Genomic DNA, 13,332 nt, shown 5'->3' with positions numbered 1-13,332 from the left:
GGAGGGGCATAGGATCACTGACAGGCATAGCCATTATCAATAACGACGGGTGGTTTTGTCAGGCATGGGCGGATACAGTCACAACCCATGAGGTTATTCACCCCGTGATGCACTGCAGAGGTTTGCGATGTCCCGAGTGATCCGTTTTCATCAGTTTGGCCCGCCAGAGGTCCTCAAATGCGAAGAGCTGCCGACCCCGGCGCCGGCCGCAGGGGAAGTCCTGGTGCGTGTCCAGGCGATCGGCGTGAGCTGGAAGGATGTGCTCTGGCGTCAGAACCTGGCCCCGGAGCAGGCTGCGCTGCCGTCCGGTCTCGGCTTCGAACTGGCCGGCGAGGTGCTGGCGGTCGGCGCCGGCGTCGGCGACCTGCCGCTGGGTTCCCGCGTGGCCAGTTTCCCCGCCCATACCCCCGATCATTATCCGGCCTATGGCGACGTGGTGCTGATGCCACGCGCGGCCCTGGCGGTCTACCCCGAGGTACTCACCCCGGTGGAGGCCAGCGTCTACTACACCGGCCTGCTGGTGGCCTATTTCGGCCTGGTCGACCTGGCCGGGTTGAAGGCCGGGCAGACCGTGCTGATCACCGAGGCGGCGCGCATGTACGGACCGGTCTCGATCCAGTTGGCCAAGGCTCTCGGCGCGCGGGTGATCGCTTCCACCAAGTCCGCCGAGGAGCGCGAGTTCCTCCGCGAGCAGGGCGCCGACAAGGTGGTGGTGACCGACGAGCAGGACCTGGTCCTGGAAGTCGAGCGCTTCACCGAGGGCAAGGGCGTCAATGTCATCCTCGACGAATTGGGCGGCCCGCAGATGACCCTGCTCGGCGATGTCTCCGCCACCCGCGGCAAGCTGGTGCTGTATGGCTGCAACGGCGGCAACGAGTCGGCGTTCCCGGCCTGCGCCGCGTTCAAGAAGCACCTGCAGTTCTACCGCCACTGCCTGATGGATTTCACCGGTCATCCGGAGATGGGCCTGGAACGCAACGACGAGTCGGTGAGCAAGGCCCTCGCGCACATCGAGCAACTGACCCGCGATCGCCTGCTCAAGCCGGTGGTCGACCGGGTATTCGAGTTCGACCAGGTGGTCGAGGCGCACCGCTACATGGAAACCTGTCCGAAGCGCGGCCGGGTGGTGATCCACGTCGCCGATTGAGGACGACCCGCAGCGAAAGAGCCCGGCCATCGAGCCGGGCTTTTTCGTGGGCGCGGTTTCAGATCCACAGATCGTTGACGGCCGTCCGCTCGCCGCCCTGGTCGCCGGTGTTGCGCACGCCGCAGGGCTCCACCAGGAGCATGCGCACCTCGCCCTCGGCGAACGGCTTGTGCTCCACGCCGCGCGGCACCACATACATCTCGCCGGGGCCCAGGTGCACCGCGCCGTCGCGGAAATCGATGCGCAGGCGACCGGCGAGGACGATGAAGGTCTCGTCGGTGTCGGCGTGGCTGTGCCAGACGAAGTCGCCTTCGATCTTCACCAGCTTGAACTGGTAGTCGTTCATCTGGGCGATCACCCTGGGTTGCCAGCGGTCGTCGAACAGGGCGAGCTTGGCGGCGAAGTTGATCGCTTGGGTTGTGCTGGTGGACATCGGTGCGCTCCGGTGGTTGGTCTCTGGCGCCAGGGTAGGCGGCTACGGAGCGGGCGGTCTTGGATGATCGTGCAACCTGGCTAGGCGCGGCCGAGCATACGCAGCCAGCGTGCCGGCGGCAGGCCGTAGCTCTGGCCGAAATGGCGGGTCATGTGGCTCTGGTCTGTGAAACCGGCGGCAAGCGCGGCTTCGGCCAGCGTCTGGCCGCCGAGCATCAGCCGGCGGGCGATGTCCAGCCGGCGCTGGATCAGGTAGCGGTAGGGGCTGGTGCCGAACAGCGCGCGGAAATCGCGCGACAGGCTCCAGCGTTCGCGCTGGGCGACCTGCGCCAGTTCGTCGAGGCTCAGCGGGCGCTCCAGGTGCGCGTGGATGTACTGCCGGGCGCGCTCGGCGGCGACGAAGTCGAAGTGGCGCCTGCCGCGCGCCCGGTTGCCGGCCACGGCGTCGAGGGCGTGGGCCAGTTCGAACAGGGCGTCCTGTTCTTCCAGCGGCTCCAGCGGGGTATCCATGGCCTGTAGCAGGGCCCGGCTGGCGGCGATCAGGCGCGGGTCGTCGGACAAGCCCCCGCGCACGAACGGCAGCGGCCGGCCGCCGAGGGCCTGCTGGATCAGCGCCGGCTCGACGTAGAGCATCCGGTAGCGGAACCCTTCCTGGCTGCCGGCCTCGCCGTCGTGCAGCTCGTCGGGATGCAGCACCAGGCAGCCGCCCGGCAGGCTGTGGCGCTGGCTGCGGCGATAGCGGAAGCTCTGCACCCCGGCCAGGGTCTGGCCGATGGCATAGGTGTCGTGGCGATGCGGATCGTAGCCGTGGCCGGCGAAGTAAGCCTCGATGCGTTCCACCGCACCGTGTTGCGGGGCGCGTCGAACCCAGTCGCGGGGCGTATTGGCGTGGCTCATGGGGAAAGGCTCGTGGCGCGGAAGGTTCAGGCTAGCGCTTCGTTGGCGCGACTGGAATAGCCGGACGGCGTCTCGCCGAATACTGCGCGGAAGGCACTGGCGAAGCTGCTCGGGCTTTCGTAGCCGAGCGACCAGGCGATCTCGCCGACCGCCTGGCCCGCTGCCAGCCGTTCGACGGCCGCGTGCAGTCGCGCCAGTTGCCGCCATTGCGCGAAGCTCATGCCGGTCTCGGCGCCGAACAGCCGGCTCAGGCTACGGCTGCTGAGGCCCGCCCAGCGTGCCCATTCGGCCGCCGGCCGCGGATCGCCGGGGTTGGCCAGCAATGCCTCGGCGATCCTGCGCAGGCGCGAATCCCCCGGATAGGGCAGGCGGGTCCGCTGGGGCACGGCGTGGCGCAGTTCGTCCAGCAGCACGCGCAGCAGGTTCTCGCGTTCGGTGTTCCAGGCGGAGCCGGTCGGCCAGCGGGTGGCGCGTTCGACGATCAGCGCCACGAAAGCCGAGCAGGCGAGCACGCCGGGGTGCCGGGGCAGGTCGCGGCAGTGTTCGGCGGCGAGGTAGGCGCTCCAGCCCGCCAGGCTGCCGTGGGAGTGCGCCGAGTGTGGGTGACCCGGTGGGATCCAGGCGATCTGGCGCGGAGGCAGGGCCTGGCGGCCATGCTCGTCCTCGACCACCAGAAGGCCGCGCTCCAGGCAGTAGAGCTGGCCGCAGGCATGGCGGTGGGAGGCCGTGCGGCTGGCTGCGCGGTCGATGCGCAGGGCGAAGAGCGGGACGGGCAGGGGTTCCGGAAGCATTTGGCGGAAAAGCGACGATGATTGGCTCGGGATGGATAATAGGCCATTCGACTGCGGATGTAGCCTGGCGGCTCATCATTCTTGCCTGGAGCACGCTATGAAAGCCGAAGACATCCTTCCCGACCGACAGGACCGCATCCGCCTGGGCGGCGTGGAGATACGCAAGGGCAGCGTCGGCGCGTTCATCGCCAACGCCCGGCTGCTGCTTGAGGAGGAACTGCCCGCGGCGCAACGGCGGCAGGCTGAAGAAGACCTGCGCGCCCTGCTGCCGGCGATCCGGGCACTGGGGCTGCTGGAACTCTTCGAACTGCGCGACGCGCGACTGCGGACGCTGGTGGCGGATTGGGAAAACGCCGCTGGCCGCTCCTGAGAGCGGCACACGGGCACTGGAGGTATCAGTCGTCGATGCAGCTTTCGATCAGGCGTTGCAGGGCTTCGCGCTCACTGACCGGCGTGCGCATCGGCATGTGCGCGAGGCTGCCGTCGCGGCGCTCGATGATGTACTCGGTCTCGAAGTGCAGGGTGCAATCCTCGAGGCTCACATAGGTGACGCCATAGGTCGGGGCCTTGCGGGAGCGGGCTGAGAGCATGGATGCCTCCTTGGGCTCATTTCTTCTCGCTGGTCGGCGCGGGCGCGCTGGCCTGAACCGGGCGAGTAGGGGTCACTGCATTGCTGTAGAACGCGGAAGCGGCGAAGTAGCTGGCGAGGGCGCTGAAGCTGGACATGATCGGTTCTCCTGGGGAAGGGTGGGCGTCTGCCCTTGGAGAGCATGTTTGCCCAGCGGGAGAACCGGCAGAAGTAAAAAGCCTGCATGGTGTATATCGAGCGCGGTGATGGATCAAGCGACCCCCTCCAGCCTTGCGACTGTTCGCCGGTGTTACCATATGACGTGTTTTTTTCTCAGGAATTCCCATGGCCAAGCGTGGACGCCCCTGCGGCTTCGATCGTGAACAGGCATTGCGCCGGGCGCTCGACGTGTTCTGGGAGGCCGGCTACGAAGGCGCGACCATGGCCGCGCTGAAGGAGGCCATGGGTGGCATCTGCGCGCCGAGCATGTATGCCGCCTATGGTTCCAAGGAGGCGCTGTTCCGTTCGGCGGTGGAACTCTACCTGAGCCAGGAGTGCCAGCTTTCCAAGGGCGCCTTCGCCCTGCCGACGGCGCGCGAGTCGATCGCCGCGCTGCTGGAAAGCGCCGCCGTCAGCTACACCACCGAAGGCAAGCCGCGCGGTTGCCTGGTCGACCTCAGCACGACCAATTTCTCGCCGGCCAACAAAGGCGTCGAAGACTACCTGCGCGATCACCGGCGGCGCGCCGCGCGCCTGCTGCGCGAGCGTTTCGCACGAGGCGTGGCCGACGGCGACGTGCCGGCCGGAGCCGATCTCGACGCGCTCACCAGTTTCTACAGCAGCGTGCTCCAGGGCCTGTCGATCCAGGCCCGCGACGGCGCCAGCCGCCAGCAGTTGCTGGCCATCGGCCGCTGCGCGATGGCGGCCTGGGATTCCCTGCTGGCGGTCGAGGCCGCCTGACGCCACAGCGCGCCTTGACTGGAAAAAGCCCATGGATTCTCCGTGGGCAAAAACTATAACGCGTGATATAGAATTGATCCAAACCCCGGGCGAGGTCCTTCCGCGCGTGTCTCGCGCCCTGGCCATCGCCCGCTGCCGATTGGAGCCTTCATGACAACGCTTGCTGATATTCCCCTGTCCATGCTCGACCTGGTGCCGGTGCGCACCGGCGGCAGCGTGGCCGAAGCCCTGCACAACTCCCTGGACCTGGCGCGCCATGTGGAGCGCCTGGGCTTCAACCGTTTCTGGCTGGCCGAGCACCACAACATGGATGGCATCGCCAGCTCCGCCACCGCGCTGCTGATCGGCCATATCGCCGGCGGCACCTCGCGGATCCGCGTCGGCTCGGGTGGGGTGATGCTGCCGAACCATGCGCCGCTGGTGGTGGCGGAAAACTTCGGCACCCTGGAGACGCTCTACCCGGGCCGCATCGACCTCGGCCTTGGCCGCGCCCCCGGCGCCGACCAGGCGACCATGCGCGCCTTGCGTCGCGACCGCCTGGGCAACGGCGACGACTTCCCCGAGCAGGTCGCCGAGCTGGAAATGCTGCTCGGCCCGCGCCGTTCCCAGCAGAGCCTGCTGGCGGTGCCGGGCGAGGGTACCCAGGTGCCGATCTGGCTACTCGGTTCGAGCCTGTTCAGCGCCCACCTGGCGGCGCAGAAAGGCTTGCCCTATGCCTTCGCTTCGCATTTCGCACCGCGTTACCTGCACGAGGCGCTGCGCATCTACCGCAGCAACTTCCAGCCCTCGGCGGTACTCGACAAACCCTACGCGATGATCGGCGTGCCGCTGATCGCCGCACCTACCGACGAAGAGGCCGAGTTCCTCGCCACTACCGCCTTCCAGCGCGTGCTGGCGCTGATCCGCGGCGAGAGCCTGAAACAGAAGCCGCCGGTGGAAAGTATGGCGCCGTTGTGGCTGCCCCACGAGCAGGATGCGGTCGGCAGCTTCTTCGGCCTGGCGGTGATCGGCGGTCCGGAGAAGGTTCGCGCGCGCCTGGAGATCCTCCTGGAGCAGACCGGCGCCGACGAGCTTATCTTCACCAGCGACTTCTACGAGCACGCCCATCGGCTGCGCTCTTGCGAAATCGTCGCGGGGCTGAAAGGGGCGTGATCCGGGGCCTGTAGGGAAAATGATGTAGACCTGCGTGCGGTAGGGTCTTTCGGCGATAGGTTTTTTGGTTCTAAACTTAGAACTAAAAACAATAAGCCAGAGAGGAACCCTGCCATGCCGGTTGCACACCGACTGCTGTTTTCATTGACCGCCTTGCTGGCGGCGACGGCCCAGGCCGCCGTCGACGGCCAGAAACTCTATACCCAGGGCGGCGCCAACCCGGCCGCCGCGGCCTGCGTCACCTGCCACGGCGCCGATGGCATGGGCCTGGCCGCCGCCGGCTTTCCGCGCCTGGCGGGCCTTCCCGCCGCCTACCTGAGCAAGCAGCTGCACGACCTCAAGCAGGGCGGCAGTCGCGAGCACCCGGTGATGAAGGGCATAGCCGATGCTCTCGGCGACGACGAGATCCAGGCGCTCGCCACTACCCTCGCGGCAATGCCGGCGCCCAAGCCGGTGGAGCTGTCGCGCGTGGCCACCCCGCGCAGCCCCGGCGAGACCCTGGCGGTGCGTGGCGCCTGGGAGCGCAACATTCCCGAGTGCGTGACCTGTCACGGTCCGGCCGGCAGCGGCGTGGGGGAGGCCTTCCCGCCGTTGCAGGGGCAGGGCGAGATGTACCTGAGCAACCAGTTGCGCGCCTGGCAGCTTGGCACTCGCCGCAACGACCCGAACGATCTGATGGGACATATCGCCAAATCCCTCAGCGAAGAGGAGATCCGCAGCGTCAGCCAGTTCTTCGCCACCCTCGGTCAGGCAGGAGGCCAGCCATGAACATGCCGTCGATCCTTTCCCTGGTCGTCGCCGGCCTGCTGGTCGCTCCCGTCCACGCGGCAACGGCGCCCTCGGAGCCGTTCCAGCCGCCGGCGGAAAGCAGCCTCCCGGACAACGCCTTCGGCGAAATGGTCCGCCAGGGCCAGGCGTTGTTCGTGGAAACCCGGAAGAACGCGCCGCATCTGGTCGGCAACCAGCTCAACTGCGTCAACTGCCATCTCGACCAGGGCCGCCGGGCCAACTCCGCGCCGCAGTGGGCGGCCTACCCGGTCTATCCGGCGTTCCGCGCCAAGAACAACAAGGTCAATACGTTCGCCGAGCGCCTGCAGGGCTGCTTCCAGTTCAGCATGAACGGCAAGGTGCCGGCGGCCGACAGCCCGGAGATCAAGGCCCTGACCGTCTACGCCTATTGGCTGGCGAGCCAGGCGCCGACCGGGGTCAGCCTGCCCGGACGCGGCTATCCGGACGTGGCCCCGCCGGAAGGCGGCTACAGCATCGAGCGCGGCGCCAAGGTCTATGCCGCGCAGTGCGCGATCTGCCACGGCGCCGACGGCCAGGGCCAGATGGCTCTGGGGCAGACGGTGTTCCCACCGCTGTGGGGCGCGCAGTCGTTCAACTGGGGCGCGGGCATGCACCGCATCAACACCGCGGCTTCCTTCATCAAGTACAACATGCCGTTGGGCAAGCCCGGTACCCTCAGCGACCGCGACGCCTGGGACGTCGCCGCCTTCATGAACAGCCACGAGCGCCCGCAGGACCCGCGCCTGGTGGACGGTTCCGTGGAGAAGACGCGGCAGAAGTTCCATGCCAACGACGGCGTCAACCTGTACGGACAGAAGGTCAACGGCGTGCTGCTGGGACAGGGAATCTGACCCTCGTGGCCTGGCGTCCGCAGGACGGAGACCCGGTCCGGCGGAAACAGGTCGGCGCGGGGGTAGGGCGAATAACGCCAACGGCGTTATCCGCCGATGCCTGGGCCTCGGTCCGGCGGATAGCCGCGGGGCGGCTATTCGCCCTACGGAGTCGGTTGGCGAGTGGGTGGGGCGCGTGGTGCCCGCGCATCACTCGCGCAGCGGCATTTCCAGCGTCACCCGCAGGCCGTCCGCGCGGCTGTCGAAGTCCAGCCGGCATTGGCAGCGTTGCACGATGGCCTGGACGATGGCCAGGCCGAGCCCGCTGCCGCCGCTCTTGCCGTGGCGCCAGAAGCGCCGGGTGAGGTGCGGCAGGTCGGCTTCGGCGATGCCCGGGCCATGGTCGCGGACGTGGAAGCGCGCGCAGCCTTGCGCGGTTTCCACCGCCAGCTCCACCCGGGTGCCGGCGGCGGTGTGGCGCAGGGCGTTGTCCAGCAGGTTGCGCAGCGCGGCGATGGCCAGCACCGAGGGGACTTCCAGCGGCGCCTCGGACAAGCCGTCGGCCAGCTTCAGTTCGAACATCCGCACGTCGCCGTGGCCGGCGTCGTGCATGGCCACCCGGGCGGCGTCCTCGGCGCTGCACTGCACGCCGTCGTCGAACGACAGGCTGCCTTCCACCCGCGCCAGCAGCAACAGCTGGTCCAGTGTCCGGTGCAGACGGTCGGCGCCTTCCTCGGCGTGGGCCAGGGCCTGCTCGGCGGCGGCGCCCTCGGTCATGCGCGCGACCTGCAGGTGGGTCTTGATCGCGGTCAGCGGGCTGCGCAGCTCGTGGGCGGCATCGCCGGTCAGGCGTCGCTCGCGTTCGATGGCCTGGGCGATGCGCTGGAACAACTGGTTCTGGGTTTCCACCAGCGGCTTCAGTTCGCTCGGCAGGGCCGCCAGCTCCAGTGGCTCCAGCGAGTCGGCGCCACGTCGGGTGAGGGCGTCGCGAATCCGCTTGAGCGGCGCCAGGCCCTGGCCGGCGCCGAGCCAGAGCAGGGCCAGGCTGCCGAGCAGGGCGACCGTCACCGGCACCGCGGCGGCCACCACCACCGAGCGTTGCAGCACGTCGCGCTCTTCCAGGCGGTCGGCGGTGCTGACCCGCAGGTCGCCGGCCTGCACGGTGAAGCTGCGCCACAGCACGCCGTTGATTTCCTGGTCGCGGAAGCCGCTGGCGGTGCTGTCCAGCGCCCGCTCCGGGGTGGCATGGCTCTGCGCCAGGACTTCGCCGCGCAATGAGCTGACCTGGCAGGCCATGCCGTTGGGAATCCCCAGTTGCTCCGCGCTCAGGCGCGTGGTCTGGCCGTCCGCCGGCTGCGGCTGCGGCAACTGCTGGAGCAGGCCGGCGACCATCCGCGCCGAGGCCGCCAGGCGTTGGTCGAAGGAGCGCATCATCTGCCCGCGCAGGTCGCAGAGCATCCAGGCCGCGGCCAGCGACCAGAGCAGGATGAAGGCCGAGCCGAGGATCAGGGTCAGGCGCAGGCGCAGGCTCATGCGTCGTCTCCGTCGCCGCGCGCCGGCCCGAGGCGGTAGCCGAGGCCGCGCACGGTCTGCACGATGGCGTTGCCGAGCTTGCGCCGCAGGTGATGGATGTGGACGTTGAGGGCGTTGCTCTCGACCTCGTCGCCGAAGCCATAGACGCTGTCCTTGAGCTGCTCGCCGCTGAGGATCCGCCCGCGGTTGTTGAGCAATGCCTGCAACAGCGCCTGTTCGCGTCGCGACAGCTCCACGGGGCGACCGTCGAGCCAGGTTTCGCGGGTGCTCGGATCGTAGCTGAGGCGACCGTGTTCGATGACGTTGACGCAGCGCCCGGCGGAGCGCCGTTGCAAGGTATGCAGGCGGGCGCCGAGTTCGCGCAGGTCGAAGGGCTTGAGCAGGTAGTCGTCGGCGCCGGTCTGCAACCCGGCGACCCGGTCGGTCACCGCGTCGCGCGCGGTCAGCACCAGCACCGGCAGGTCGACGCCCTGCTGGCGCAGGCGTTGCAGCAGGCGCAGGCCGTCCTCGTCGGGCAGGCCGAGATCGAGGACCAGCACGTCGAAGCGCGCCACCTGGAGCAGCGCCTGGGTATCGGCGGCGCTGGCCACCCGGTCCACGGTCAGGCCCTGGGCGTTGAGGCCGGCGACGATGCCGCTGGCGATCAGGTCGTCGTCTTCGGTGAGCAGTACATGCATGGCGGTATCGCTGGTTAAAGGGATAGGAGTCTGAAGCGGGCGAATTAAGCCAGGATTATGCCCCGCCCGGCGCGTCGCCGGGGTTTTCCCGTGGCCGCGTTAACGGCCTGTTAATCGTCGCTGGCCATGCTGCCGCCGAGTTCATCGTAGAAGGCGTTATCCATGCGTGTGTTGATCCTGCTCCTGATGCTCCTGCTGCCGGGCCTGTCCCAGGCGCAACCGGGCGACGACCTGTTCGCGCCGCGCGGCGCGACGCAGACGGATTTCCTGCCGGTGGAGAAAGCCTTCCGCTTCACCTGGGAGCGCCTCGACGACGGCCAGGTGCAACTGCGCTGGCAGATCGCGCCGGGCTACTACCTGTACCAGAAGCGCCTGCGCTTCGACGGACTCGACCCGGCCTTGCAGCCGCAGCTGCCGCCGGGCGAAAGCCACAGCGACGAGTTCTTCGGCGAGTCGCAGGTCTATCGCCAGAGCCTGGAACTGACCCTGCCGGCGGCCGCCGCCGGACAACTGCGCCTGGGCTGGCAGGGCTGCGCTGATGCCGGCCTGTGCTATCCGCCGCAGAGCCAGGCGCTCGACCTGGGCGGTACCGGCCCTGCCGCCGCCGTCGCCGGGACGAGCGGCGAAGTCGCCGAGGACCAGGGCCTGGCCGGCAGCCTGCAGGCCGGCAACCTGGCCTGGAGCCTGTTGCTGTTCTTCGGCCTCGGCCTGCTGCTGGCGTTCGCTCCCTGTTCGCTGCCGATGCTGCCGATCCTCGCCGGGCTGGTGGTCGGCAGCGGCGCCGGCCCTCGTCGCGGCCTGCTGCTGGCCGGTAGCTACGTGCTGAGCATGGCGCTGGTCTACGCCGGACTCGGGGTGGTCGCGGCGCTGCTTGGCGGCAACCTGCAGGCCTGGCTGCAACAGCCGTGGCTGCTGGGCAGCTTCGCCGCGCTGTTCGTGTTCCTCGCGCTGCCGATGTTCGGCTTCTTCGAACTGCAACTGCCGGCGGCCCTGCGCGACCGCCTCGACGGTCTCAGTCGCGGCCGCAAGGGCGGCAGCCTGGCCGGCGCGGCCGCGCTCGGCGCATTGTCCGGGCTGCTGGTGGGGCCGTGCATGACCGCGCCGCTGGCCGGCGCCTTGCTCTATATCGCGCAGACCGGCAATGCCCTGCATGGCGGCCTGGTGCTGTTCAGCCTGGGCCTCGGCATCGGCATGCCGCTGTTGCTGCTGGTGACGGTCGGCAGCCGCTTCCTGCCCAAGCCCGGTCCCTGGATGAACCTGGTCAAGGGCGTGTTCGGCTTCCTTTTCCTCGGCACCGCCTGGATACTCCTGCGTCCGCTGCTCGGCGAGGCGCTGTGGATCGGCCTTGGCGGCGCGTTGCTGCTGGTCCTGGCCTACGCCGCGCTGCACACGGCGCGAGGCCTGGCACGGCACGCGGTGCTGTTCGGCGCGGCGGGCTGCATCTTCGGTCTCTGGGGCGCGGCGATGCTGCTGGGCGCTGCGGCCGGGGCAGACGACCCCTGGCGTCCGCTACAGGTGTATGCGGCGGCGAACCGGGGCGCTACGCCGACGGCCAGCGCGCATGAGGCGTTCCTCACGGTCAGCCAGCCGGCCGAGCTCGACCGTCAGTTGGCTGCGGCCAAGGCCGAGGGACAATGGGTGCTGCTCGACTACTACGCTGACTGGTGCGTGTCCTGCCGGATCATGGAGAAACAGGTGTTCGCCAAACCCGATGTGCTCGCCGCCCTGCAGGGCGTGCGCCTGCTGCGGCTCGACGTGACCGCGGACAACGCCGCCAGCCGCGAGCTGCTGCGCCGCTACCAGGTACCCGGCCCGCCGAGCCTGATCTGGATCGGTCCGGAAGGCGAGGAGCGCCGCGCGCGCCGGTTGACCGGCGAAGTCGACGCCGGCGGCTTCCTCGCCCATTGGCAGGCGACCCGGGAGCGCGGCTGATGCTGAGTTTTTCCCTGGGGCCGCTGGTGGTCTCGCTGCAACACCTGCTGCTGTTCCTCGCCCTCGGCGCCGCGCTGCTCGGTGGTTGGCTGGCGGCGCGCGGCGGCGGGCGCAACGCCGAGCCGGTGCTGTTCAACCTGTTGTTGCTCGGCCTGCTGGTGGCGCGCCTGGCCTTCGTGGTGCGCTACTGGCCGCAGTACCGTGGCGACTTCGCACAGATGCTGGATATCCGCGATGGCGGTTTCCTCGCCTGGCCAGGCCTGCTCGCCGCCGTGCTCGGCGCGCTGTTCTGGGCCTGGCGGCGACCGGCGCTACGTCGCTCGCTGGGTGTCGGCGCCAGCCTCGGGCTGGCGTTCTGGCTGCTTGGCAGCCTGGGCCTGGGCATCTACGAGCGCGGTACGCGCCTGCCCGAACTGAGCCTGCGCAACGCCGCCGGCGAGTCGGTGCAACTGGCCGATTTCCGGGGCCGCCCGCTGGTGATCAACCTCTGGGCCAGTTGGTGCCCGCCGTGTCGGCGTGAGATGCCGGTGCTGCAACAGGCGCAGGCGGAGAATCCCGACGTGGTGTTCCTCTTCGCCAACCAGGGCGAGAGCGCCGAGACCGTGCGCCATTTCCTCCAGGGCGAGAACCTGCGCCTGGACAACCTGCTGTTCGACAACGGCGGGCAGCTTGGCCAGCAGGTCGGCTCGGTCGCCTTGCCCACCACCGTTTTCTACACCGCCGAGGGCCGCCTGCTGGGCAGCCATCTCGGCGAACTGTCCCGCGGCAGCCTGGCGCGCTACCTCGAAGCCTTCGAGCCGGCCGCTGCCGCCCCCGCAACCAGGAGTTCCGAATGAGACTGCCGCGCAACCTGATCACCCTTGGCCTGGGCCTGACCCTCCTCAACGCCGGCCTGGCCACGGCGGCGGAGGAGCTGCCGGCACCGATCCGCATGGTCCAGGAGAAGGGCGCCCGCATCCTCGGCAGCTTCGACGCCCCGGATGGCCTGCGCGGCTACGCCGCCGAATACCAGAACCAGGGCATGGCGCTGTACCTAACGCCCGACGGCAAGCACGTACTCACCGGCCACCTGTTCGACGCCCAGGGCAAGGACCTCAGCCGCGAACCGCTGGAGCGCCTGGTGTATGCGCCGCTGGCCAAGGAAATGTGGCAGAAGATGGAGCAGAGCGCCTGGATCGCCGATGGCCGTGCCGACGCGCCGCGCGTGGTCTACCTGTTCAGCGACCCGAACTGCCCGTACTGCACCATGTTCTGGGAGCAGGCGCGACCCTGGGTGGATGCCGGCAAGGTGCAGTTGCGGCATATCATGGTCGGCATCATCCGCGAGGACAGCGAAGCCAAGTCCGCCGCGCTGCTGGCCAGCAAGGACCCGCAGAAGGCCCTGCACGACCATGAGCAGGCGGGCAAGGCCAGCACCCTGAAGCCGCTGGCGAAGATCCCGGCGGCGGTGCGCAAGCAGCTCGCCGGCAACATGGAACTGATGGAGTCGATGGGCGCCGCGGCGACCCCGGCGATCTTCTATCTCAATGCCGAGGGGCGCATGCAGCAGCAACAGGGCGCGCCGCAGCCGGACCAGTTGGCGGAGATCCTCGGTCCGCGTTGATCCTCCGGGCCGGCGCCGAGC

Annotated in this window: 16 protein-coding genes; 9 read left to right on the top strand and 7 right to left on the bottom strand. The window is 68.9% G+C overall.

Translation table 11 applies throughout. The features are described from left to right. Nucleotides 1-127 precede the first annotated feature (127 nt). Nucleotides 128-1,147: an oxidoreductase MexS gene (mexS, locus tag VQ065_RS18155; protein ID WP_003103552.1), complete on the top strand. Its 1,020-nt coding sequence runs from the start codon at nucleotides 128-130 to the stop codon at nucleotides 1,145-1,147. A gap of 58 nt (nucleotides 1,148-1,205) precedes the next feature. On the opposite strand, the gene VQ065_RS18150 is transcribed toward mexS, so the two are convergent. The 3 genes from VQ065_RS18150 to VQ065_RS18140 form a co-directional block, all read right to left on the bottom strand. Next, nucleotides 1,206-1,580 carry a cupin domain-containing protein gene (locus tag VQ065_RS18150; protein ID WP_003089825.1) on the bottom strand — a complete coding sequence of 125 codons (375 nt, stop codon included), beginning with the start codon at nucleotides 1,578-1,580 and terminating at the stop codon, nucleotides 1,206-1,208. Nucleotides 1,581-1,660: 80 nt separating this feature from the next. After that, complete coding sequence (locus VQ065_RS18145; protein ID WP_003089822.1) at nucleotides 1,661-2,476, bottom strand: AraC family transcriptional regulator; 816 nt, start codon at nucleotides 2,474-2,476, stop codon at nucleotides 1,661-1,663. A 26-nt stretch (nucleotides 2,477-2,502) separates the two neighbouring features. Continuing rightward, entirely contained in the window at nucleotides 2,503-3,267 is a 765-nt protein-coding gene (locus VQ065_RS18140) for an AraC family transcriptional regulator (protein ID WP_003089818.1), read from the bottom strand. A 97-nt stretch (nucleotides 3,268-3,364) separates the two neighbouring features. Between VQ065_RS18140 and VQ065_RS18135 the strand changes: the two genes are divergently transcribed. Then, entirely contained in the window at nucleotides 3,365-3,637 is a 273-nt protein-coding gene (locus VQ065_RS18135; RefSeq protein WP_003089816.1) for a hypothetical protein, read from the top strand. Between the two features lie 25 nt (nucleotides 3,638-3,662). Here the strand turns inward: VQ065_RS18135 and ptrC are convergent, their stop codons facing one another. Together ptrC and VQ065_RS18125 are read right to left on the bottom strand one after the other, a co-directional pair. After that, complete coding sequence (gene ptrC, locus VQ065_RS18130) at nucleotides 3,663-3,857, bottom strand: type III secretion system co-regulatory protein PtrC (RefSeq protein ID WP_003089814.1); 195 nt, start codon at nucleotides 3,855-3,857, stop codon at nucleotides 3,663-3,665. A gap of 16 nt (nucleotides 3,858-3,873) precedes the next feature. Continuing rightward, a complete protein-coding gene (locus tag VQ065_RS18125) occupies nucleotides 3,874-3,993 on the bottom strand; it encodes a PA2485 family small membrane protein (protein ID WP_003089810.1) in 120 nt (39 codons plus the stop codon). Between the two features lie 187 nt (nucleotides 3,994-4,180). Between VQ065_RS18125 and VQ065_RS18120 the strand changes: the two genes are divergently transcribed. The 4 genes from VQ065_RS18120 (at nucleotide 4,181) to VQ065_RS18105 (ending at nucleotide 7,587) form a co-directional block, all read left to right on the top strand. After that, nucleotides 4,181-4,795: a TetR/AcrR family transcriptional regulator gene (locus VQ065_RS18120; RefSeq protein WP_003089808.1), complete on the top strand. Its 615-nt coding sequence runs from the start codon at nucleotides 4,181-4,183 to the stop codon at nucleotides 4,793-4,795. A 150-nt stretch (nucleotides 4,796-4,945) separates the two neighbouring features. Continuing rightward, a complete protein-coding gene (locus tag VQ065_RS18115; protein WP_003089806.1) occupies nucleotides 4,946-5,947 on the top strand; it encodes an LLM class flavin-dependent oxidoreductase in 1,002 nt (333 codons plus the stop codon). Between the two features lie 114 nt (nucleotides 5,948-6,061). Continuing rightward, a complete protein-coding gene (locus tag VQ065_RS18110; protein WP_003089803.1) occupies nucleotides 6,062-6,715 on the top strand; it encodes a c-type cytochrome in 654 nt (217 codons plus the stop codon). Beyond that, nucleotides 6,712-7,587, top strand: coding sequence for a c-type cytochrome (locus VQ065_RS18105; protein WP_003089801.1), 876 nt, complete (start codon nucleotides 6,712-6,714; stop codon nucleotides 7,585-7,587). The genes VQ065_RS18110 and VQ065_RS18105 overlap by 4 nt, the downstream gene beginning before the upstream one ends. A gap of 189 nt (nucleotides 7,588-7,776) precedes the next feature. On the opposite strand, the gene VQ065_RS18100 is transcribed toward VQ065_RS18105, so the two are convergent. Further along, on the bottom strand, nucleotides 7,777-9,099 hold the full coding sequence (locus VQ065_RS18100; RefSeq protein WP_003089798.1) for an ATP-binding protein: 1,323 nt from the start codon (nucleotides 9,097-9,099) through the stop codon (nucleotides 7,777-7,779). Then, nucleotides 9,096-9,776, bottom strand: coding sequence for a response regulator (locus tag VQ065_RS18095; protein WP_003089797.1), 681 nt, complete (start codon nucleotides 9,774-9,776; stop codon nucleotides 9,096-9,098). Before VQ065_RS18095 ends, VQ065_RS18100 begins: the two co-directional genes overlap by 4 nt. 162 nt (nucleotides 9,777-9,938) lie before the next feature. Between VQ065_RS18095 and dsbD the strand changes: the two genes are divergently transcribed. From dsbD to dsbG, 3 genes are read left to right on the top strand one after another with little or no spacing between them, the layout of a single operon-like run. Beyond that, on the top strand, nucleotides 9,939-11,708 hold the full coding sequence (gene dsbD, locus VQ065_RS18090) for a protein-disulfide reductase DsbD (protein WP_003109558.1): 1,770 nt from the start codon (nucleotides 9,939-9,941) through the stop codon (nucleotides 11,706-11,708). Then, nucleotides 11,708-12,544, top strand: a complete 837-nt coding sequence (locus tag VQ065_RS18085) for a TlpA family protein disulfide reductase (protein WP_003089792.1) — start codon at nucleotides 11,708-11,710, stop codon at nucleotides 12,542-12,544. Before dsbD ends, VQ065_RS18085 begins: the two co-directional genes overlap by 1 nt. Further along, on the top strand, nucleotides 12,541-13,311 hold the full coding sequence (dsbG, locus tag VQ065_RS18080) for a thiol:disulfide interchange protein DsbG (RefSeq protein ID WP_003089790.1): 771 nt from the start codon (nucleotides 12,541-12,543) through the stop codon (nucleotides 13,309-13,311). Before VQ065_RS18085 ends, dsbG begins: the two co-directional genes overlap by 4 nt. The last annotated feature ends 21 nt before the right edge of the window (nucleotides 13,312-13,332 follow it).

The sequence above is a fragment of the Pseudomonas sp. KBN10P06128 genome (assembly GCF_037574945.1).
GTDB lineage: Bacteria > Pseudomonadota > Gammaproteobacteria > Pseudomonadales > Pseudomonadaceae > Pseudomonas > Pseudomonas aeruginosa.
This window is presented reverse-complemented; position numbering and strand designations above follow the sequence as displayed.